This window comes from Pectobacterium jejuense (genome assembly GCF_026800125.1).
GTDB classification, from domain to species: Bacteria; Pseudomonadota; Gammaproteobacteria; order Enterobacterales; family Enterobacteriaceae; genus Pectobacterium; species Pectobacterium jejuense.
This window is the reverse complement of the sequence record NZ_JAPQKX010000002.1, coordinates 191,433-212,294: the sequence shown is the minus strand read 5'-3', so window position 1 is coordinate 212,294 and position 20,862 is coordinate 191,433. Positions and strand designations below refer to the sequence as shown.

The 20,862-nt window shown below is 54.5% G+C and carries 21 protein-coding genes; 9 read left to right on the top strand and 12 right to left on the bottom strand.

Features of this window, described 5'->3' with window-relative positions; all coding sequences use genetic code 11:
* Window positions 1-45: 45 nt before the first annotated feature.
* Window positions 46-918 (bottom strand): EamA family transporter, encoded by an 873-nt coding sequence (locus tag NXT09_RS04475; RefSeq protein WP_268579016.1) that lies wholly within the window; start codon window positions 916-918, stop codon window positions 46-48.
* A 62-nt stretch (window positions 919-980) separates the two neighbouring features.
* On the opposite strand from NXT09_RS04475, the gene NXT09_RS04470 reads away from it, so the two are divergent.
* Both NXT09_RS04470 and NXT09_RS04465 read left to right on the top strand, forming a co-directional pair.
* Complete coding sequence (locus NXT09_RS04470) at window positions 981-1,541, top strand: MarR family winged helix-turn-helix transcriptional regulator (RefSeq protein WP_205555055.1); 561 nt, start codon at window positions 981-983, stop codon at window positions 1,539-1,541.
* Between the two features lie 45 nt (window positions 1,542-1,586).
* Complete coding sequence (locus NXT09_RS04465) at window positions 1,587-2,063, top strand: OsmC family protein (RefSeq protein ID WP_268579015.1); 477 nt, start codon at window positions 1,587-1,589, stop codon at window positions 2,061-2,063.
* Window positions 2,064-2,166: 103 nt separating this feature from the next.
* On the opposite strand, the gene NXT09_RS04460 is transcribed toward NXT09_RS04465, so the two are convergent.
* The 3 genes from NXT09_RS04460 to NXT09_RS04450 are packed head-to-tail and all read right to left on the bottom strand — an operon-like array spanning window position 2,167 to window position 5,231.
* A complete protein-coding gene (locus NXT09_RS04460) occupies window positions 2,167-3,309 on the bottom strand; it encodes a DSD1 family PLP-dependent enzyme (protein ID WP_268579014.1) in 1,143 nt (380 codons plus the stop codon).
* A complete protein-coding gene (locus NXT09_RS04455; protein ID WP_268579013.1) occupies window positions 3,306-4,247 on the bottom strand; it encodes an ornithine cyclodeaminase family protein in 942 nt (313 codons plus the stop codon). The genes NXT09_RS04460 and NXT09_RS04455 overlap by 4 nt, the downstream gene beginning before the upstream one ends.
* A gap of 9 nt (window positions 4,248-4,256) precedes the next feature.
* On the bottom strand, window positions 4,257-5,231 hold the full coding sequence (locus NXT09_RS04450; RefSeq protein ID WP_268579012.1) for a threo-3-hydroxy-L-aspartate ammonia-lyase: 975 nt from the start codon (window positions 5,229-5,231) through the stop codon (window positions 4,257-4,259).
* Between the two features lie 300 nt (window positions 5,232-5,531).
* On the opposite strand from NXT09_RS04450, the gene NXT09_RS04445 reads away from it, so the two are divergent.
* The 5 genes from NXT09_RS04445 to NXT09_RS04425 all read left to right on the top strand — a co-directional run bounded on the left by NXT09_RS04445 (window position 5,532) and on the right by NXT09_RS04425 (window position 9,239).
* On the top strand, window positions 5,532-6,155 hold the full coding sequence (locus NXT09_RS04445) for a helix-turn-helix transcriptional regulator (protein ID WP_240585477.1): 624 nt from the start codon (window positions 5,532-5,534) through the stop codon (window positions 6,153-6,155).
* A 172-nt stretch (window positions 6,156-6,327) separates the two neighbouring features.
* Complete coding sequence (umuD, locus tag NXT09_RS04440; protein ID WP_205555051.1) at window positions 6,328-6,747, top strand: translesion error-prone DNA polymerase V autoproteolytic subunit; 420 nt, start codon at window positions 6,328-6,330, stop codon at window positions 6,745-6,747.
* The gene (gene umuC, locus NXT09_RS04435) at window positions 6,747-8,012 is read left to right on the top strand and encodes a translesion error-prone DNA polymerase V subunit UmuC (RefSeq protein WP_240585475.1); all 1,266 of its coding nucleotides are present in this window, start codon (window positions 6,747-6,749) and stop codon (window positions 8,010-8,012) included. Before umuD ends, umuC begins: the two co-directional genes overlap by 1 nt.
* Window positions 8,009-8,854 carry an excinuclease Cho gene (cho, locus tag NXT09_RS04430; protein WP_268579011.1) on the top strand — a complete coding sequence of 282 codons (846 nt, stop codon included), beginning with the start codon at window positions 8,009-8,011 and terminating at the stop codon, window positions 8,852-8,854. The genes umuC and cho overlap by 4 nt, the downstream gene beginning before the upstream one ends.
* Window positions 8,855-8,990: 136 nt before the next feature.
* The gene (locus NXT09_RS04425) at window positions 8,991-9,239 is read left to right on the top strand and encodes a GlsB/YeaQ/YmgE family stress response membrane protein (RefSeq protein WP_005972245.1); all 249 of its coding nucleotides are present in this window, start codon (window positions 8,991-8,993) and stop codon (window positions 9,237-9,239) included.
* Window positions 9,240-9,289: 50 nt separating this feature from the next.
* On the opposite strand, the gene NXT09_RS04420 is transcribed toward NXT09_RS04425, so the two are convergent.
* The 8 genes from NXT09_RS04420 to pdxR form a co-directional block, all read right to left on the bottom strand.
* Window positions 9,290-9,829: an ATP-binding protein gene (locus tag NXT09_RS04420; protein WP_268579010.1), complete on the bottom strand. Its 540-nt coding sequence runs from the start codon at window positions 9,827-9,829 to the stop codon at window positions 9,290-9,292.
* Window positions 9,826-10,479 carry a 2OG-Fe(II) oxygenase gene (locus tag NXT09_RS04415; protein ID WP_268579009.1) on the bottom strand — a complete coding sequence of 218 codons (654 nt, stop codon included), beginning with the start codon at window positions 10,477-10,479 and terminating at the stop codon, window positions 9,826-9,828. The genes NXT09_RS04420 and NXT09_RS04415 overlap by 4 nt, the downstream gene beginning before the upstream one ends.
* A 75-nt stretch (window positions 10,480-10,554) precedes the next feature.
* Window positions 10,555-11,799 carry an aminotransferase family protein gene (locus tag NXT09_RS04410; protein WP_268579008.1) on the bottom strand — a complete coding sequence of 415 codons (1,245 nt, stop codon included), beginning with the start codon at window positions 11,797-11,799 and terminating at the stop codon, window positions 10,555-10,557.
* A complete protein-coding gene (locus NXT09_RS04405; protein WP_268579007.1) occupies window positions 11,783-12,832 on the bottom strand; it encodes a sulfotransferase family protein in 1,050 nt (349 codons plus the stop codon). Before NXT09_RS04405 ends, NXT09_RS04410 begins: the two co-directional genes overlap by 17 nt.
* A 13-nt stretch (window positions 12,833-12,845) precedes the next feature.
* On the bottom strand, window positions 12,846-13,661 hold the full coding sequence (locus tag NXT09_RS04400) for a TauD/TfdA family dioxygenase (RefSeq protein ID WP_268579006.1): 816 nt from the start codon (window positions 13,659-13,661) through the stop codon (window positions 12,846-12,848).
* Between the two features lie 154 nt (window positions 13,662-13,815).
* The gene (locus NXT09_RS04395) at window positions 13,816-14,595 is read right to left on the bottom strand and encodes an SDR family oxidoreductase (protein WP_268579005.1); all 780 of its coding nucleotides are present in this window, start codon (window positions 14,593-14,595) and stop codon (window positions 13,816-13,818) included.
* 501 nt (window positions 14,596-15,096) lie between these two features.
* Complete coding sequence (locus NXT09_RS04390) at window positions 15,097-16,191, bottom strand: ABC transporter ATP-binding protein (RefSeq protein ID WP_010276935.1); 1,095 nt, start codon at window positions 16,189-16,191, stop codon at window positions 15,097-15,099.
* A gap of 191 nt (window positions 16,192-16,382) precedes the next feature.
* Window positions 16,383-17,876, bottom strand: a complete 1,494-nt coding sequence (gene pdxR, locus NXT09_RS04385; protein WP_268579004.1) for a MocR-like pyridoxine biosynthesis transcription factor PdxR — start codon at window positions 17,874-17,876, stop codon at window positions 16,383-16,385.
* Between the two features lie 153 nt (window positions 17,877-18,029).
* On the opposite strand from pdxR, the gene NXT09_RS04380 reads away from it, so the two are divergent.
* Both NXT09_RS04380 and NXT09_RS04375 read left to right on the top strand, forming a co-directional pair.
* A complete protein-coding gene (locus tag NXT09_RS04380) occupies window positions 18,030-19,295 on the top strand; it encodes a 4-aminobutyrate--2-oxoglutarate transaminase (protein ID WP_268579003.1) in 1,266 nt (421 codons plus the stop codon).
* Window positions 19,296-19,305: 10 nt separating this feature from the next.
* Entirely contained in the window at window positions 19,306-20,772 is a 1,467-nt protein-coding gene (locus NXT09_RS04375) for an NAD-dependent succinate-semialdehyde dehydrogenase (RefSeq protein WP_268579002.1), read from the top strand.
* Window positions 20,773-20,862 lie beyond the last annotated feature (90 nt).

Below are 20,862 nucleotides of genomic sequence, written 5' to 3'. Positions count from 1 at the left end.
ATCTTTCCCCGCCAACAACGCTCGTCATCAGCAGTTCTTCGTTGATTACTTACCTCGCGCCGTCGTCCATTGCACGGCGAAGACGCTGGCTAATACGATGGCCAAACCCAGAAACGCTGTACCGCTCATAGACTGTGAAAGCAACGCCCAGCCTAGCACCACGGCGGTCAGCGGGCTCAACAGCCCCAATGAGGCAACGGCAACCGTCGGCAGGCGAGATACGCCACGAAACCAAAGCCCATAAGCGAGTACGGCACCCGCAAGACAGAGATAGGAATAGGCGGCCCACTGCGGCAGAGTTAAAGTAGGCAGCGGCGCATCAGCGATCCATGCAACGGGTGCCAACATCAATCCGCCGAGGAAGAGCTGCCAGCCGGTTAGCGGCAGCACGGGCAAATCAAGTTGCCAGCGACGCGTTAACCAGACGCCAGTCGCCATACAGACCGCCCCCAGCAGCGCGGCGGCAATCCCCACGGGTTCAAATGTCGTCTGCGGCGACAGCAGCAGAATAGCCATGCCCGCCACACCGATGATCGCCGACCACAGCGTCGCCAGTCTGGGTGCGCGATGATCCACTGCCCAAACCAACACCATCACCAGCAGCGGTTGGATCGCGCCAAGGACTGCTGCGAGTCCGCCAGGCAAGCGATAAGCCGCGACGAACAGCAGCGCTTGAAAGACCCCGATATTCAGGGCGCTGAGCACGAGCACGCGCCACCAGTCTCGCCGGGCGGGGAAGCGGCGCGTGAATAAGAGCAGCAGCAGACCTGCAGGCAGCACGCGGATAAGCGCTGCCGTGAAGGGGCGATCCGGTGGCAGGATTTCTGATGTCACGATGTAGGTCGACCCCCAAATCGCGGGAGCCAGCGCCGTGAGTATGACGTCACGCCAATAGTGTGGTGAGGATGTAGTGTTCATGACTTTACCTTCAATTCAAGATATCATGATAGTGTTGATTAATTACCTTGAAGTCAAGATAAATGAAAAATCAAACCAGCGAACGCGAATATGATGCGGTAGATGCCATCCTTGAACAGTGGCGGCGCGAGCGGCCCGATCTGGATGCCAGCCCCATGGGACCGATTGGACGCCTCAGACGATGTGCCGCGTTCATCGAACTGCGTCTGGAAGCCTGTTTCTCTCGATTTGAACTGAGCAGTTGGGAGTTTGATATGCTGGCTACGCTGCGGCGTGCAGGTGCGCCACATTGCCTTAGCCCGACGGAACTGTTTTCCGCGCTGATGGTGACCTCTGGCACCATGACTCACCGACTCAAGCGCCTTGAAACCCGAGGATTTATCGAACGTGTGCAGAACGAACAGGATGCGCGCAGCATGCTTGTGCAACTCACCAGCACGGGACTTGAGCTGATTAACCGCGCGGTTGAGGCACACATCGAGAATGAACGTCAGGTGTTATCGGTGTTGCCTGCCGAGGTGCTGGCTTCTCTTGATGCTAACCTTGCAGCGCTATTGCGGGGGCTGGAGAATCACGCCGGGCGCGCTGCGCCTAAAGAGACGAAGTCGTTAGAGACAAAGTAATTCGCCGGACGAAACCTCAATACGTTATTACAAAAGGAACTGGGCATGTCTGAATACCGTGCGTCAATCTGCTGGCAGCGCAATGGGCAAGATTTTATTGATAACCGCTACAGTCGACTGCATCAGTGGCAGTTTGACGGTGGTATTACGCTGCGTGCCTCGTCATCACCTCATGTCGTGCCGCTGCCTTTTTCGCTGGAAGATGCGGTCGATCCTGAAGAGGCGCTGGTGGCCTCGCTGTCCAGCTGTCATATGCTGTGGTTTCTTTCCATTGCGGCCAAAAAGCGCTTCTGTGTCGATGACTATCAGGATCAGGCGGTGGGAACGATGGGCGTGAATGCAGCAGGAAAAATGGCGATGCTGGACGTCACGTTGCGCCCACAGGTGACATTCAGCGGCGAAAAACAGCCTACTTCCGAGGAATATGCCACGTTGCACGAATTGGCGCATGATGCCTGCTATATCGCCCATTCGGTGAATTTCCCGGTGAACTGCGAGCCGACGTTGGGAACGAAAGGCTAAACTGAATAGGGTGACGACGCGCCGATATCATCGCGAGTCACGCGAAAAGTACCGCCCGACGCGTTCAGATCGGGCGGTGTGACCGATTACGGCCAGCCGAGCATCACCAGCCGGTAATACGTTGCCAGGTTTCCTGCTCATTCCTGTGCGATTTCAGTACCTGATAGTGTTGATGCATCGCAGCCGTGGCGCAGGCGTGGTTAGGTAGTATCCGCAGCCGTGTGCCGACGGGGAAATTGTCGACTGAAAGTCCACTGTCGGCGGGTAGTGCGATAATGCCGTGTTCCTGATTGGTGATCGTCACGCAGAGGTCGTTGTAAGGGCTGCCATAGAGATCACACACCAGCCCGTAACCGTAATCTTTTGCCTGAGATGCGGTGCCGCGATCGCGGGAGAGCGCCATCCAACCCGCATCGATAAACACCCAGCCTTTCTCGCGGTTGTGCCCAATCACAGTGCTGACGACTGACAGCGCGATATCATCCAGCGAACAGACCCCGACGTTTTTCATCACCAGATCGAACGTGGTGAAAACGCCTGCTCTGACTTCGGTAATGCCGGTTAAATCCTCGGCAAAGTGCGCCGTCGGCGTAGCTCCGACGCTGAGCACAGGGCAGGCAATTCCCCGCGCTCGTACACGTTGTCCGGCGGTATTGATGGCTTTGCACTCGGCGCGTGCGGCCGCTCTGATCGCCTCGTCCGTGCGGCAGGCGTAAGATTCTCCCGCGTGCGCCAGCAGGCCAGTGAGCGTCGCGCCGTTGCCGTCGATCTGCTTCGCCAGTTCAAGCAATGCGTCGCTTTCCGGTGGGATCCCGCCGCGATGCCCGTCACAGTCGATCTCAATAAAGACCGAAAACGTCACGCCATTGGCGCGTGCATAGTCAGTCACCGCGCGTGCCTGTTCTGCACTATCCAGCAGGATATGAATATTCACGCCTTTACGGATTAAGTTGGCGATACGCGGCAGCTTGTGCGGGGCGATCCCCACGGCGTAGAGCAGGTTGGTATAACCTGCGGCGGCAAAGGCTTCCGCTTCTGCCAGCGTCGAAACCGTCGCGGGTGACGCAGCATCTTTGAGAAGATAGCGACCGGCTTCAATCGAGCGTAGCGTTTTGAGATGCGGCCGAACCCGGCTGCCCAGTTTTTCCGTACGCTGATAAAGCCTGTCGATATTGCGCTGAAAGCGGAACTCATCAATCAGCAAAAAGGGCGTTTCCAGCGCGTTAAGCCATTCAATATTGTTCATTGTGCACCTTCACTTTGTTTAGCCTGCTGCCAGGCGGCAAGAATGCGCTGGCCGATATATAAGTCCTGAATGGATAAACCGGAACTGTCAAACACGGTGATATCATCCAGAGTCTGTCGTCCTGCTGCTTTTGCGCTAATGACATCGCCGATGGCGGTCAGCGTCACATGGGCGGGCGCGTGCTGGAAGTCACCGATCATTCGGGACTGGGAAGGCAGATCGCAAAACAGGCGGCCTGCGGTAAACAGCTCTGGCGGCAGTTCCTGCTTGCCGACGGCGTCCGATCCCATGCTGACAACGTGTGTTCCCGCGTTAACCCACTCGGCCTTAAAAAGCGGCGCGCGTGATGGCGTTGCGGTTACGATGATATCCGCCGCGCGACACGCACTTTCGGCATCGCTGACTTGCGCATCCAGTCCGGCTGCCTTGAATTCTTGCGCCATCTCCGCGGATTTGCTGCTATCGCGTCCGACAATCAGCACAGTACGAATTGGCCGTATTCTTGCCAGCGCGGTGCACTCATAGCGAGCCTGATGACCGGTTCCGAACACGGCGAGAACCGAGGAATCGGGTCTTGCCAGTAAATCGGCTGCAACGGCGTTGGCGGCGGCGGTACGGAAGGCGTTCACCTTTCCGGCCTCAATCGCGACCGCTATTTTCCCGATTTGCTGATCGAACAGCAGAATGAGGGAATTATGGCGGGGCAGCCCGTTAGCGGGGTTTCCCGGCCAGAACGAACCGACTTTTAGTCCCGCGAGTTCATGGGTTGCCGAGGCCTTGATGCTGAAGGTGTTGACCGGATCGGAACCTTGCCCATGCACCACCGGGAAACTACGTGCTTCCGGTTCGCTGGCGGCGAGCAGGGCTTCACGAATGGCATCATAAGCCAGCTCATGGCTGATGAGCGCCGTGGATTCTGCTTCAGAAATAAAGATCATGGTTTTTCCTTAGGCATTGCCGGTCAGAAATGCGCCGTAGCGGCTGATATCGACGTTCCCGCCGCTGATAATAATGCCGATGCGTTTACCGCGTAGCGATTCCCTGAGATTACGCGCCGCCGCAAAGCCGAGGCACCCTGTCGGCTCAACGACGATCTTCATGCGTTCGGCGTAAAACCGCATTGCCTCAATCAGGTCGTCATCCGTCACGGTCAGAATATCGTCGACGTTCTGGCGAATCAGAGGGAAGGTGTAGTTGCCCAGATGCTGGGTCTGTGCGCCATCGGCGATGGTTTTGGGCGTATCGATATGCACAATGTTGCCGCTGCGAAAGGATTGCTGCCCGTCGTTGCCCGCGAGAGGCTCGACGCCATAAATTTTGCAGTGTGGGGACAGCTGGCGGGCAGAAAGTGCGGACCCTGCTAGCAGCCCGCCGCCGCCCAGACTGACGAACAGGGCATCCAACTCACCGGTTTCTTCCAGCAACTCTTTTGCGGCGGTGCCTTGCCCGGCAATAACGTGCGGATGGTCGTAAGGGGGAATAAGCGTCAGACCATGCTTTTGCGCCAGATCTCTACCGATTTGCTCACGATCTTCGGTATATCGGTTGTATTCCACCACGTTCCCGCCGTAGCCTCGCGTTGCGGCGACCTTTGCTGCCGGGGCATCGTGCGGCATGATAATCGTTGCCGGAATGCCGAGTAATTTGGCAGACAGGGCAATCGCCTGCGCATGGTTGCCAGAAGAAAAGGTGACGACGCCAGCGGCTTTCTGCTCGTCAGAGAACTGCAACAGCGCATTCATGGCACCGCGAAACTTAAATGCGCCCATGCGCTGGAAGTTTTCACACTTGAAGAAAACCTCTGCGCCGAACGTGTCATTGACCGTGCGCGACGTCATCACCGGCGTTTTATTGGCATAGCCATCAATACGTTCTGCTGCGGCTACCACATCGTCGAAAGTGGGGAAGCGTAAGTCGCTCATAGCTGGATAATCCGATGTTAGTGATTATGAACACCGGAACCGTTGGTCCGATGCTGTCGAATACCTTATAAACAAAATATATAAAATTAGATAAATTGTCTAATGTGATTTATCTTTAACTTCTCGGTCGACGTGAGGTGCATCGCGTGCCGCTGAAAAACATCGGAACGAGTACGTATCACGGAATCAGGAGCGACCGCTGACGACACCGCGTGTGATACTAAATCAGGTGTACTTACAGTACACTCAGCGCCAGAAAACGCGCTTGCGCAAGCATGGGTAGAGGAATGGGAGAGGAATATGTCTGCATCTGGAGAAGGTCTGCTGCTGACGCAGTTAGATGCGATAGCCAAAGGGTTAAGCGAAACGTTCGCGCCATTCTGTGAGGTGGTTGTGCACGATCTTAAAAACCCGGACCACGCTATACTTTCCATTCACAATAACCTCTCTGGCAGAGAGGTGGGCGCACCCGCGACGGAACTGGGCCTTGCCCGCATCGCCTCGCCCGAATTTCCTAACATTTTAGCGAACTACGCCAACCAGTTTGCTGACGGACGCCCGGTAAAAAGCACCTCGGTTGGCATCAAAAATGCGCAAGGCGAATACGTCGCCGCACTGTGCCTGAACGTTGACATGACGCTATTTCGCGGCATGCAAAATGCGCTGGCGCAGTTCACTCAACTCGCTTCGGACTCCGTAACGGAGCATCTGGAGCCAAACGGCGCAGCGGCGATCAGACAGCACATCGATCACTTCGCCGCCCGGCTTGCCACTACGCCACGAGCGCTAAAAGCGCAGGACAGAAAAATCCTGCTTCAGGAACTGAAAGACAACGGCCTGCTGGAAGTCAAAAAATCGATGGAAACCATCGCCCAGCACCTCGGCGTATCAAGGGCGTCGGTGTATTTGTATGCCAAGGAGTAACGGAATATTTTTATGCCACCTTGTGTAATGCGTAAGTCACTGATGTGATATGGGGCGGCTTTTTTACCCAAGATGAAAGGCTGGCGATCCAGGTCGGTCAGGGAATGTTGCGCATTGCATTGTCAAACGTCGCTTTCTATACTGTATAAAAATACAGTTACCTTGCTGAGCGATGAAACGATATCTTCCCGAATCCTGTCCCGATAAGCAGGAATTAAATCTTTATGCCGATACGGTGCCCGCCGGGTTTCCCAGTCCGGCGAATGATTATGTTGAACAGCGCATCGACCTCAATACGCTGTGCGTTCGCCATCCCTCAGCAACCTACTTCGTTCGCGTGTCCGGTCAGTCCATGGTGGATGGGGGGATTCATGATGGCGATCTGGTGGTGGTTGATAGCGCATTACAGGCGCGTCATGGCGATATCATTATTGCTGCGCTCGACGGCGAGTTCACTATCAAGCAATTGCAACTGACACCGACCCGCGCATTGGTTCCTATGAATGTTGTCTATGCCCCGATTCCGATTAATGAGTGCGACAGTCTTGATATTTTTGGTGTCGTGACTTATGTCATACATGCGACACGCTGATGTACGCCTTGGTGGATGTGAACACGTTTTATGCTAGCTGTGAAAAAATTTTTCGCCCTGATTTAGCAGACAAGCCAGTTATTGTGCTTAGCAACAATGACGGCTGTGTCATTGCTCGCTCTCATGAAGCAAAACGGCTGGGAGTAAAGATGGCCGCTCCGTTATTTCAGCTCGGTGAGCTCATTCAAAAACACGACATCGCCGTTTTCTCCTCCAATTACGCGCTGTACGCTGACATGTCGGCTCGGGTCATGAGTATTTTAGAAGAGATGGCACCTGCGGTGGAAATCTACAGTATTGATGAAGCATTTTTGAATTTGTCCGGCGTGGATCGCTGCACGTCGCTGGCGTGTTTTGGCCATCAGGTCAAAGAAAGAATAAAGCGCGAAGCGCATTTGACTGTCGGTGTCGGTATTGCGCCGACCAAAACGCTGGCCAAGTTGGCTAACCATGCGGCCAAAATCTGGCATAAAACACAGGGCGTGGTAGATTTGTCCAGCCCGATCCGTCAGGAGAAACTGCTGGCAATTACGCCCGTTGGTGATGTTTGGGGGATCGGGCGGCGACTGGCGCGCAGACTGGAATCAATGGGCATCGAGAGTGCCTTGGCGCTGGCTCGCAGCGATCTCGCCTATATTCGGCGAAATTTTAGCGTTGTTGTAGAAAGAACGGTACGCGAATTGCGCGGACAATCCTGTCTGGAAGTGGAAGAACCCTCGACGGCCAAGCAGCAAATACTGTGTTCCCGTTCATTCAGCTCGCGGATTACCGAGTATGCTCACCTGCATCAGGCTGTGTGCCGTTATGCCGAGCGCGCGGCAGAGAAATTACGCCATGAGAAGCAGTATTGCTGTCAGGTTTCGGTGTTTATCCGTACCAGCCCCCATGTCCCACGGGGGGACTATTATGGCGAGCAGGCTACCCGCGTGACACACGTCCCGACTCACGATACGCGAGACATTATTGCGCTAGCGATTGAAGCACTGAACTGCATCTGGAAACAGGGATACCGTTACTGTAAAGCCGGAGTAGTGTTGTCCGATTTCTATCAGCACGGTGTGGCACAACTGGATATGTTTGACGCGCGTAAACCCCATGCAAATAGCGCCAGTTTAATGGCGGCTATCGATCGCATTAATCAGTCTGGCAAGGGGAAAATTTGGTTTGCGGGTCAGGGAATTAACCCCAACTGGTCAATGAAACGAGAGCGGCTTTCGCCCGCTTATACTACGCGAGCGGAAGATTTGAAGGTCGTTAAATCATGATATTGCCTGAGAAAATACCTGATATTTATCAATATCCAGAACATCTGCGTACTGAATTGGATGGGCTGCCTACGGCTCCGGGAGTGTATGTTTTTCACGGTGACAGCGAAACGCTGCCGCTGTATATCGGCAAAAGTATCAACATCCGTGCTCGGGTGTTGTCGCATATGCGTACACGTAAAGAAGCAAAGCTGCTGAGGCAGACCCGCCGCATTACATTTATTGAAACGGCGGGGGAAATCGGTGCGCTGTTATTGGAAGCGCAGATGATTAAGCAGCAGGTGCCGCTTTTTAACAAGCGGCTACGGCGTTCACGTCAATTGTGCTCGTTCCATTTTGATGGAAGGTTTATTGAGGTGGTCTACGCCAAAAATGTCGATTTCTCCACGACATCCTGCCTTTATGGGTTGTTCAGCCACCGCCTTGCGGCGGTGAATGCATTGAAAACGATCGCTGATGAAGAAAAACTGTGCCTGGGGGTTCTGGGTTTTGAGCATCTGCCCGCGGGCAGAGCCTGTTTTCGCCATGCATTGAAAAAATGCATCGGTGCCTGCTGTGGCACAGAGTCCATTTCGGAACATCAACGCCGGCTGTCAATCCGGCTTGAAGCGATGAAGTTGAGCTGCTGGCCTTACCCAGGCCGTATCGCTATCAAAGAAAGTCGTCAGGGAAAGACGGATTATCACATTATTCATAACTGGTTTTATTTGGGAACGGTTGCACGATTATCAGAGGTCGCAGCGCTAAAACGCGTTGCGGCAAATTTTGATAGCGATGGCTACAAAATTTTATGCAAGCCCATTGTCAGTAACGGTGTGGATATTATTTTGCTGGATGAATGAGATAGGTATGAGGTGCCAGCATTTTTATTCACCGTCTGGCGCACGTTGATAGAATCCTTGTCTATACTTGGATTCGCGTCTTATCTGTCAAGGATTGGCGTTTATATGGGTATGATGAAATAAAGGTGAGGTGGTTATGGGTATTCTGTCCTGGATTATTTTTGGCTTGATTGCGGGGATTCTGGCTAAGTGGATTATGCCCGGTAAAGACGGCGGCGGTTTTATCCTGACGGTGTTGCTCGGGATTGTCGGTGCGGTCGTGGGTGGTTATATCAGCGTTTTCTTTGGATTCGGCCGGGTCGATGGCTTTAACTTCGGCAGCTTTGTGGTGGCGATTGTCGGCGCGATTGTCGTGCTGTGGGTGTACCGCAAGATTCGAGACTAGTGCTAGATCCGTTGCCCCTGAGCAGGGGCAACGGGCTTTTTGTTGCTTCACTATGAATAAAACCAGTCGATGAGCTGTTCTGCGGCTTCATAAGGTGCCAGCGCAGAGGTGTGTAGCGAACGATGATGGGCTGCATCAATCGTGTCGGCGTAGTCGTAATTCTTCAGAATGGCTTTGAGCTTATCCTGCGAATTTACCTTACCGAACTGGTGTCGGTCAGCGTTTTCCACCCGATTTAACAGGTGTGCTTCGTCGCTACAGAGCTGAACGAAAAATGGCGTAACGCCATGTTCCGCGCATTGTGTCTTTATCGCCTCAATGTACCCGTCGTCTTTACTTCCCTCATAGCAGAAGGTCGTGATCAGATCGCGCTCATCTTCTGCAAAAAGCAGCGAAATGGCATAGAGTCTTAGCTCACAGGCGAAGCGCCTGAGTGTGCTAAATGCACTGTCAGGCGGGAGCACCGCCATCGCTAAATCATACGTCAGATGATTATGAAATAGCGTTGCCCCCATTTTCTCCGCCAGCAGGCGACCGATCGTGAGTTTCCCCACCGCAGGCGGCCCGTAGAGAAAAATAAGCTTCTTCACTGCGCCGTACTCGTCGTGCTGGGTTCGTAATAGGTGATATTCAGCGCATTGCGTGTTTTGACGGAAACGCCAGTTAACGGCACGACCGCATGCCAGGTTTCATAATACCCGTTGCGGATGATAACGCTGGCGTTGCCCATGAGCGGGAGGACGGAATGGCAGACGTCAGCATGATTCTCAGGGTTGAGAATCTGAAAGGCACCGCCCCAGCTTTCTTCCCATTCGTCGTTGAAATAGATAATCATGCGAAATCCGCGTGTCAGCGACGCGTCGACATGGGGGAGGTAGTGTGTGTCCCGGCCGCCGCGAAAGGCTACCGCTTCCATTTTGAATTCGGAAAGATCGGCCCCGCAGAAGGCGGACAGGGCGGCAGTAAAGTCGTCAGAAACCAACTCGTTGCACATTCCCTGCCAGGCGTCGGACAGCGTCGTGGTGTCGCTTACTTTGCCGGAGGCTAAAGGAATAAGGGTGCGACGATAAAAGTAACCGCCATTACGTTCACGATAGTTAAACCCGTCGGTCGGGAACTCGTGCGCAAGCGTTGACGCGATATCACGGTTACGCCATATCTGAGTTAATTCTCCCCACTGGAAAGGGGTTTCATGTCGCTTGCCGTGGATGATGCGTTCAAGATCAAAATAGTCGGACATATTTTCACTCCCTGTTGTTAATGACATCTGATGGGGGGTTAATCACACCTGACGGATAGTGGCGGTTAACGCCCATCAGAGGCTTCCCAGTGCCGTAGTCATGCGTTGAATCAGTTCCTCTGTCTCATTGGCTGAAATCGTGAAGGCCGGGGCCAGTTTTAAGTACGGGCCTGCTGCACCAACGATGACGCCATGCTGCCGTATCGCCGCCTGCGCACGGCCACACTGTTCGAGGGACGAAAACGTCATTGATAGCATCAGCCCTTTGCCTTGCACGCTGATCAGCCCCTCGGTTGGCGGAAGATGTTGTTTGGTTAGCTGGAGGATCGTCCTGCCTTTTGCCGTGACCGCATCGTAGAGGTGATGTGCATCCAGATAATCCATGACAAACAGCGCCGCGCGGCAGCCCAGCAGGTTGCCGGATTGCGTGTGGCCGTGGCGGAAAAACGGCGGCGTTTGCCCTGTGAAGCTGTCGGTAATGGCTTCAGTGGCAAGCACGGCGGTAATGGGAACGCCACCCCCTAGACACTTGCTGAAAATGACAATATCAGGCTGTGCGCCTTGTGAGACCGATTCACAGAACGTCCCTGCGCGGCCAACGCCGCAGTAAACTTCGTCACAGATCAGCGGAATGTCGTGCTTTTTGGTCAGCAGCGAGAGCTGTTGCAGGAAGCCATCAGGCAGCAGTCGTGTGCCTTCCATTGCCATAATCGGTTCAATAATGACTGCGGCGATAGTCGATTCCTGTTCTGCCAGCAGCGTTTCCCAGGCACTGATATCGCTGAGGTGTTCAGGTGAGGGCATTGTGATCGTATTGCTGGCGAGCAGAGACGGTAAAATGCCCTCGTTGATAAAGGGGCGTCTTGTTGCCATCATCGCACCGAGCGTACAGCCGTGGTAGGCGCCGCTAATCGCCACGATTTTCGTTCGCGCTGGACGAGAACGGTTGACCTGATATTGCCAGGCCATTTTTAGTGCGCTTTCAACGCCTTCGCTGCCGCTCCCAACGATGAACGTCTTGCTCAAGCCTGTACCGAGTAGCTTAGCGGCGAGTTTTTCGGCCAGCTCGCCGGGGAGTTGGGTGTTTGAATAGATATTGCAGGCATGAATCAGCGTGGATAATTGCTGTTGCAGGGCGGAAATGAATTCAGGGTGAGAGTGCCCCAGACAGTGGTTATAACAGCCGGACATGCCGTCAAAGTAGCGTTGGCCACGTTCATCATAAAGATAAACCCCTTCGCCACGCTGAATCAGCGGACGTTCGTCTTTCTCCGCGAGAGCGGTGTAAGGCGGCCAGTATGGGTTAGAGGTAGGATTCATATTGTGTCCCTGTCAGCGTGGTTCTGATGTCGTCAACGTTACTCACGATCGAATCAATCGTTCGGGTCTCTTTTTTTCCTGTGCCGGCACAGAGCCTGAAATCGGAAATTCCCAGAAAGGACAGCACCGTGCTGGCAACGATATCGGGTGCGGACATCACCTCTTCGTAATCAAGGGTGAGGATGTCATGGTGCTGAAAAGCCTGATAAAACGCGGCCTGATTTTCCAGATTGCTATCGATGAATGCCGTTAGTTCATCGACCGGCACCGCCATTTTTTCGTGCGAAATTGGGCGGCTATCATGCTTGCCGACGTACCAGATGCGATCGCGCAGGCTTTTCTTCAACGACACAAATTGCTGTAGCCGGCTTCGTCTTTCCAACAGGATCAGTTTCAGGTCGGGGATCGCCTGTAAGGCGGGCCAGATGGAGGCATCCCCCCACTGGCTATCAAGATCCCGAAACAGCACAAAACCGACCGCTTCGACGTATTCAAAATAGGGTCTGAACAGGTGGCGATGCAGGATCGTCTCTATCGTGGTGTCTTTAACGGAATAGGGCAGCAAATGTTGACCAAAGCGGTTGAAGGCTTCACCGTGCATTTCAATATTCGGGTGGGAACCTAACAGCGTGCGGAGCAGGTGGGTGCCCGCTCTGGGCGTGGAGACGATGGCAAACTTCTGATAGCGGGTTTGTGCGGCCAGAACGTCCGCATCCACGCTGCCGCCGACCCATTTGTATTTTTCAGCAAGAGCGATTTTCTCGCAAAATAGCGCAAAGTAGGGCGGCGCGTCGTGTTGAAGATCCTGTAGCGACGCCTGAACTTCGTCTCCGCGTATGCCCTGAGCACGCCAGTTGACGCCGTTGAGCCGGTACTCATGAACGAAGGCTAACATTGCCGCCAGCGTTTCCTCGCTTATCGGCATCCCGATTAACTCATTCCGCATTCGAGCCTGAAGGTGCTCTTGCGGGCACGTCAGCCAGCCATCCCAACGTGCCGCTAACGCGGATTCCGTCATTGAACGATCGGTCATGATCTCTCCTTGATTATGCGATCAGGGTGGGGGCGCTGGTGAACATGCCTCGCAGCAGCGTTCTTGGGCTGGCGGGATCGTCCGTATAGGCGTGGCGTCCGTGAGAGATTTTATCGTTACGCATGAGCAGGGCTTGCCCGCGATACAGAGGGAATGTCAGGTGATAGCGGCTACCTTCCGCGGCCAGTTGTGACATGTACTCGACGGCTTCGACAACGCGCGGATTGATACTGCGTGAATAGTCCCAGTCGGCGGTCACATCCAGCGTAAACCCGCCAATAAAGCCGCCGTCTCGATCGGGACGAAACACCGGGCCGATATGAGCGTACTGTTTCCCGGACTGGGTACCGGTTGAGCGGCGTCTGAAAATCTGTTCTTCGAGCAGAATATCCGCTAAATCAGGGTGTTCGGCCTGAAGTTGCTGAAAGGCGGAGACGCTATCGAACAGAACGGTTTCGCCGCCCTGGCTCGCATGCTGCTTACAAAGCAGAATCGATGTTTTTATGCTCCCGATCGGGATATAAGAACCATCGGTATGAAGAGAAAGGTGTGAGGTACTATTGAAAACCACATGCGTGCCGTGTGAGAGTCCGCCAATCTGATTCACTCCAGATGTGGATACGCCCTCTTTGTGTTCCTGACGATTAAAGGCGGACTGATAAATGTCGCCCAGTGAATAAAGCGCCGACATTTTTTGGAAGTCAGAATCATCGTATTTCCATTCGCTGGTAACGATAGCAAACCGATATTTTTCGATATGCGCAATAACTGCTGCCTTGTCTTCACTATCAATGACTTGTGGTGACCATCCATCAAAGCAACTTTTCATCGCTATTACTCCTGTAATTAGCTCGACTGAAAACGTACATGAATTTATATCCGTCATACTTCAAGTTGCATGTCTATTGGCTATATTACGTGCCTCCTCCATGAGCCTCGTTAATTTGGAATGATTAAATAGCTAATAATGATATGGGCGGTATTTATATGGCGCTCATGCCTCCGTCGATGGAAAGTATTTGACCCGTAATATATTTACTGGCGTCGGAGGCAAATAGGATCGCCGCGCCTTTTAAGTCTTGATCATCCCCAATACGCCGCAGCGGGGATTTTTGCGCCAGTGCATCAACGCCAAGCCGATTTAACAAGTTCTGTGTCATGGCGGAAGGGAAAAAACCGGGGGCGAGCGCATTGACGGTGATATTAAATTCTCCCCATTCGCCCGCCAGTGCACGGGTAAAGTTCACTACGGCACCTTTGCTGGTACTGTAAGCGATGCCTTCCAGCCAGCCGGGTAGATTGCCCTGTAAGCCAGCCAGCGACGCCACGTTGATAACTTTTCCATAGCGGCGGGGAATCATGCTGCATTTGCCGATTTTCTGCGTTAATAAAAACAGGCTGCGGATATTCAGGTTCATGACACGATCCCAGTCAGCAATCGCATGGTCTTCCGCTGGGGAACCGAATGCCGTACCGGCATTATTGACGAGAATATCTATCTGGCCCGTTTTGGCGATGGCTTCCTCGGTGAGGCGCTCAATATCGCGATCCTGCGCATTGTCGGCGGCAATCCATTCGGCACGAATACCCAGTGAGGAGAGATGTAACTGTGCTGTCTGCAATTCATCGGCGTGACGCGCCGAGAGGATGATGTGAGCCCCTTGTGCCCCGAGTGCTTCAGCAATTTGTAGCCCTAATCCACGCGATCCTCCGGTGATGAGCGCGGTTTTTCCAGACAGATCAAAGAAGTGCGGCGTATCCATACCGATTCCCTTATATTGAAATCTCTATCCATTAGAATGTGCCCTCAATAATTCAAGTTGCAGAATAAACGATAACGTTTCTTAAACTTGAAATAGAAAGGGATTACGCGAGCAACGGCAATTGAGTTTAAATAGATATCAGGAAAAAATTCCAGCAATATTCTGTTGCCAATAAACAGGATATTTTTGAGTTGTGATTAATCACGCATTAATTACCTAAATAAAATTTATACCCGTTATACTTCAAGTTGCATGTGCGTTGGCTGCGTTCACTCACCCGAATCACTTACTCAAGTAAGCTCATCGGGATTCCCTCGCTTGCCGCCTTCCTGAAACTCGAATTATTTAGGCTATATGCACTATAACGCTAATTATTTTTCCCTTTTCTTTATCTGTTCCCGTCGCGTTAATGGTTTATTTGTCGCCCCTGTTTCAGGGGCAACATGCTATTTTTCTGTCATTCGTTTTTCTGTGTCTTTTAGCTCTGTTAGCGCGCCACGCTTAATGCGTGATGATGCTATCCAGCGCGCGTAGGTGTTCCGGCTGCCAGGACAGATTAACTTCGGTGCCGGCTTTCCAGTGTGGCTGAATCTCGCTGGCGGGGAGTTTCACCATAAACTGCGGCTGGCCTGCCACTTCCGTCATCATCCTGACGTGATCGCCCAGATAGATGAACTGCTGAATGCGGGCTTTGACGTGCTGCATGCCGTCATCGACGTGAGCTGCGTTGACGTGAATACGTTCCGGACGGATGCAGAGGGTGATTTTTCGGCCCGGTGAACTGGGGCGGACTTTCAGCGCGCGTAGCGAAGTGCCGTCGTCCAGCGTTGCGCGATAGAATGCGCCTTCGGCCTCAGCACGCGTGGCGAGCAGCGTATTGTTTTCGCCGATAAACTGCGCCACAAAAGCGTTTTCCGGTTTTTCATAGATGTCGCTGGGGCTGTCCATCTGCTGAATCACGCCATCGTTAAACACGGCGACGCGGTTGGACATGGTCATCGCTTCACTCTGGTCGTGAGTCACGTACACCACGGTTAATTCCAGCGACTGATGTAGCTCTTTGATTTCTAGCTGCATATGCTCGCGTAGTTGCTTGTCCAGTGCGCCCAGCGGTTCATCCATCAGCACCAGCTTTGGCTCGAAAACCAGCGCGCGAGCCAGCGCCACACGCTGCTGCTGGCCGCCGGACATCTGGGCAGGGTAGCGATCTGCTAGGCTGGTGAGCTTCACGCGATCCAATACCCGATCCACTTTCTCTTTGATATCGGCACGGTTCAGACGGCGGATGGAGAGCGGAAACGCCAGATTCTCCGCCACGGTCATGTGGGGAAACAGGGCGTAATTCTGAAACACCATACCGATGTCGCGCTGGTGCGGCGGGAGATGGTGCAGCGGGGCGTCGCGCAGCATAATTTCCCCCTGCGTCGGGGTTTCAAACCCGGCGAGCATCATCAAACTGGTGGTTTTTCCCGAGCCGGATGGCCCAAGCAGGGTCAGAAATTCACCTTCACGGATATCCAGATTGAGGTTTTTGACGATCAGGCGATCGCCGTCATAGGTCTTCTGAACATTCCTGAAACTGACATAATTTCTCATTTTTCACTCTCCGGCAGTCACTGTTATTCATAAGAATGCATAAACCATGCCGGATGCTTAGTGAGCAGAAAATACCGTGCTGCATGCGTCATAACGCCGCCGTTCATCATAACGAATGCGCCGTAATAGGGCGCACCGCTGGAGGATGGCACCTTAACGGTGCGAAAGTTCGCGTATAAAAATGGTAGCTGTCAGGCGTCAGAATGAGGGGGATTCAGCGCCTGAATACAGGCCACAATTACGGAGAACGCCTGCGTCATGTGGCTCTCTTCCACGCTGGCATAGCCCAGTAATAAACCGCGCTGCGGTGTCGGTTGCAGGTAATAGCTGGAAAGCGGTTTGACCATCACGCCGCGGCGCAAAATCGCGGCGCTCAGCACAACATCATCGATGTGGGAAGGCAGACTGAGCAGCATATGCAGCCCGGCGTTGCTGTTGTCCCCGACGTAATCCGCACCCAGATGTTGTTCAATTAACGACGTCAATAGCGCGCGGCGCTTGGCATACAGCAGACGCATGCGGCGGATATGCGCGGCGTAGTGGCCTTCGCGGATAAACTGCGCGAGCGTCGCTTGCGTGAGCCAGTGCCCGCCGCGATAGAGTTCGGAATGCGCCGTCTTCAACGACTGCGCCAGAAGCGGGGGCAGCACCATGTAGCTAACGCGCAGGCCGGGGTAGAGCGTTTTGCTGAATGTGCCGATGTAGATCACTGGCGATTGCGTCTGTAGCCCTTGCAACGCAGGGATCGGGCTGCCGGAAAAGCGAAACTCGCTGTCGTAATCATCCTCAACGACCCAGCATCCGTGCTCCTGCGCCAGTGCCAGCAGGCGTTGACGCCGCGCCAGACTCATCACCGCGCCCAGCGGATATTGATGTGACGGTGTCACGCAAATCAGACGTGGGGCGGCGTCGGGCGAGAGCGTTTCCGGTGGTACCAGCCCCTGTTCATCAACATCGACGGGGGCAACGCGCAGGCCGTTAATCGTCAGGACATTACGAATTCCCCAATAGCAAGGATCTTCAATCCAGGCCAGATCGCCGGGGTTGCACAGCATTTTAGCCAGCAGATCCATCGCCTGATGGGTGCCTTCGGTAATCAGAATCTGCTCTGGCGTACACTCTACAGAACGGGCGACGCGCAGGTAATCCACCAGCGCCAATTGCAGTTCGGGGCAGCCGCCAATCGGCGAATAGGAAAGCTGCTCAGGGCGAACGCGCCGCGTCAGGCGGGTCTGAATCCGTCGCCATAAATCGTGAGGGAAGCTGGCGATATCCGGGATGCCCGGCATAAATGCGCCCCATTGTCGGGCGGAGGCACCGGCATAACCCAGCAGATGCATACCGCGCCGCGACAGCTCATGCTTAGACTCACGTATCTCCCCGGCATTGTCGCTACTTACCGGCTGCATATTGCCATCGGGGAGCTGTTCCGTGACGAAGGTTCCGCTTCCTTTGCGCGCGTCAATATAGCCTTCCGCCAGTAGCTGTTCGTAAGCCGTCAACACGGTATTGCGCGACAGCGACAACTGCTGCGCCAGATCGCGCGACGACGGCAGACGCTCGCCAGCGGCAATCGCGCCATCAAGAATCGCCAGCCGAATGCTGTCGTACAAACGCTTGTTCAGTGCGCCGTCTTGCTGGTTGGCTAAACGCTGAAGCAATAAGTCGGTCAGAAGTGAGCGCAAAAGTGGATCCTTCAAATATTCAAAACTGGCACTGGATTATAGAACCATCTCGCGTCTAAATGACATCATCATCTTGCAACTACACTAACAGTTACCGTTCGACTCACCATCGTTCAACGACTAACCGATGTGTTTGGGATACCGGAGCAAACCATGAAGAATAGCGAACTGAATCAACGCCGTCTGGCTGCCACGCCGCGTGGTGTGGGCGTCATGTGTGATTTCTATGCCGAGCGTGCGGAAAACAGCACGCTGTGGGATGTGGAAGGGCGGGAATTTATCGATTTCGCCGCCGGGATTGCGGTACTGAACACGGGTCACCGCCATCCGAAGATTGTCGCGGCGGTGCGCGAGCAGTTGGATCGCTTTACCCATACGGCTTACCAGATTGTGCCTTACGGCAGCTATGTCACGTTGGCCGAACGTATCAATGCACTGGCGCCGATTGAGGGCGCGGCAAAAACCACGTTCTTTACCACCGGCGCAGAAGCGGTAGAAAACGCAGTGAAAATTGCCCGTGCGTACACCAAACGCCCCGGCGTGATCGCCTTCAACGCGGCGTTCCACGGCCGTACGCTGCTGACCATGACGCTGACGGGAAAAGTGGCACCGTACTCCACAGGATTCGGGCCGTTCCCCGGCTCCATTTTTCACGCGCTTTATCCGAATGAGAAGCAAGGTATCACCGTTGAGCAGGCGCTGGAAAGCGTTGAACGCCTGATGCATACCGATATCGCCGCCGATCAGGTTGCCGCCATTCTGCTGGAACCGGTACAGGGCGAAGGCGGTTTCCACGTTGCGCCGCCGGCCTTTATCAGCGGGCTGCGTAAGCTGTGCGATGAGCATGGCATCCTGCTGATTGCTGACGAAGTGCAGACCGGTTTTGCCCGTACCGGTAAGCTGTTTGCGATGGAGTATTATGCGGAGAAAGCAGATCTGATCACCATGGCGAAAAGCCTGGGCGGCGGCTTCCCGATCTCTGGCGTCGTTGGTCGCGCTGACGTCATGGATGCCCCTTCGCCGGGCGGACTGGGCGGCACCTATGCGGGTAACCCGCTGTCGGTCGCCTCTGCGCTGGCGGTATTGGATGTGATTGAAGAAGAGAAATTGTGCCAACGAGCACAGCGTCTGGGTGCCGTACTGGTGGAAACGCTGGAGAAGATCAAGGCGCAGTGTCCGGCACTGGTGGCGATCCGTGCACAAGGGTCGATGGTGGCGGTCGAATTTAACGATCCACAGACCGGTAAACCTTCGGCAGAGATTACCCGTCAATTTCAGAAAAGCGCGTTGGAAGCCGGTCTGCTGCTCCTGACCTGCGGCGTGCATGGCAACGTAATTCGTTTCCTGTATCCGTTAACGGTGCCTGACGATCAGTTCAGCAAGGCGATGAGCATCCTGACGCGCGTATTAACACGATAGAAGAGAAGCTATGCAACTGGAACAGTTACTGAAACAACAAGCCTTATTCCGTCAACAGTGCCTGATTGACGGCGAGTGGCAAGACAGCCAAAACGGTGAGCGTCTGAACGTCACCAATCCGGCGACGGGCGAGGTACTGGGGAGTGTACCGTTAGTGACGGTGTCACAAACTGAGCAAGCGATTACCGCCGCTGAACAGGCGCTGGTTGAGTGGCGCAAGAAGACAGGAAAAGAACGTGCCGCGCTATTGCAGGCGTGGGCACGCCTGATTATGGACAATCAGGAAGATCTGGCTGCGCTGCTGACGGCGGAACAGGGAAAACCGCTTGCGGAAGCGCGGGGCGAAATCGCCTACGCGACCAGCTTTATCGACTGGTTTGCGGAAGAAGCCAAGCGCATTGAAGGCAGCGTGCTGCAATCCCCGCAGGGACAGCAGCGTCTGCTGGTCATCAAGCAGCCGACTGGCGTGTGTGCAGCGATTACGCCGTGGAATTTCCCCGCGGCAATGATCACACGTAAGGTCGGGCCCGCGCTGGCGGCCGGCTGCACGATGATTGTTAAACCCGCCGAGCAGACGCCGTTTACCGCACTGGCGCTGGCGGAACTGGCGCAGCAGGCCGGTATTCCGCGCGGCGTATTGCAGGTCATCCTCGGCGATGCGCAGTCGGTTGGTAAAGTGCTGTGCGATAGCCCGGTGGTGCGTAAGCTGAGCTTCACGGGTTCGACGGAAGTGGGTCGTATTCTGATGGCGCAAAGTGCGCCAACGGTGAAAAAGCTGTCGCTGGAGCTGGGCGGCAACGCGCCGTTTATCGTATTCGATGATGCTGATGTGGATCAGGCGGTAAAAGGCATTCTGGCCTCCAAGTTCCGCAACAGCGGGCAGACCTGCGTCTGTGCCAACCGGATCTACGTGCAGAACGGTATTTATCCGACGCTGGTCGAACGGCTGGTTGAGGAAGTGCGTAAGTTGAACGTCGGCGACGGTACGCAGCCGGGCGTGACGCAAGGACCACTGATTGATGCCGATGCGGTTAGCAAGGTTGAACAGCACATTGCTGATGCGCTATCGCACGGGGCAACATTGCTGCTGGGCGGTAAACGCCACGAACTGGGCGGCACGTTCTTCACGCCAACCATCGTCGGCGGGGTAACGCGCGAGATGCGCTTTGCCCGCGAAGAGACGTTCGGGCCCGTGGCACCGCTGTTCGGCTTCAGTGATGAAGCCGAAGCGATTGAGATGGCGAATGATACCGAGTTTGGGCTGGCAGCCTATGTCTACACGCGTGACGCCGTGCGCCAGTGGACGGTGCCGGAAGCGTTGGACTACGGCATGGTCGGCATCAATACCGGGTTGATCTCGAATGAAGTCGCACCGTTTGGCGGCGTGAAGCAGTCTGGGCTGGGGCGTGAAGGGTCACGTTTCGGTATCGAGGACTATCTGGAAATGAAATATCTCTGCGTCGATCTTTCACGGTAGATCGTCGGTCAGAAACGCGTGTCGATAGCCTCTATCGGCATGCGCGCACCAGACGCGCAATGTGTCTGGGTGGTGCAAGGCAATGCTGGC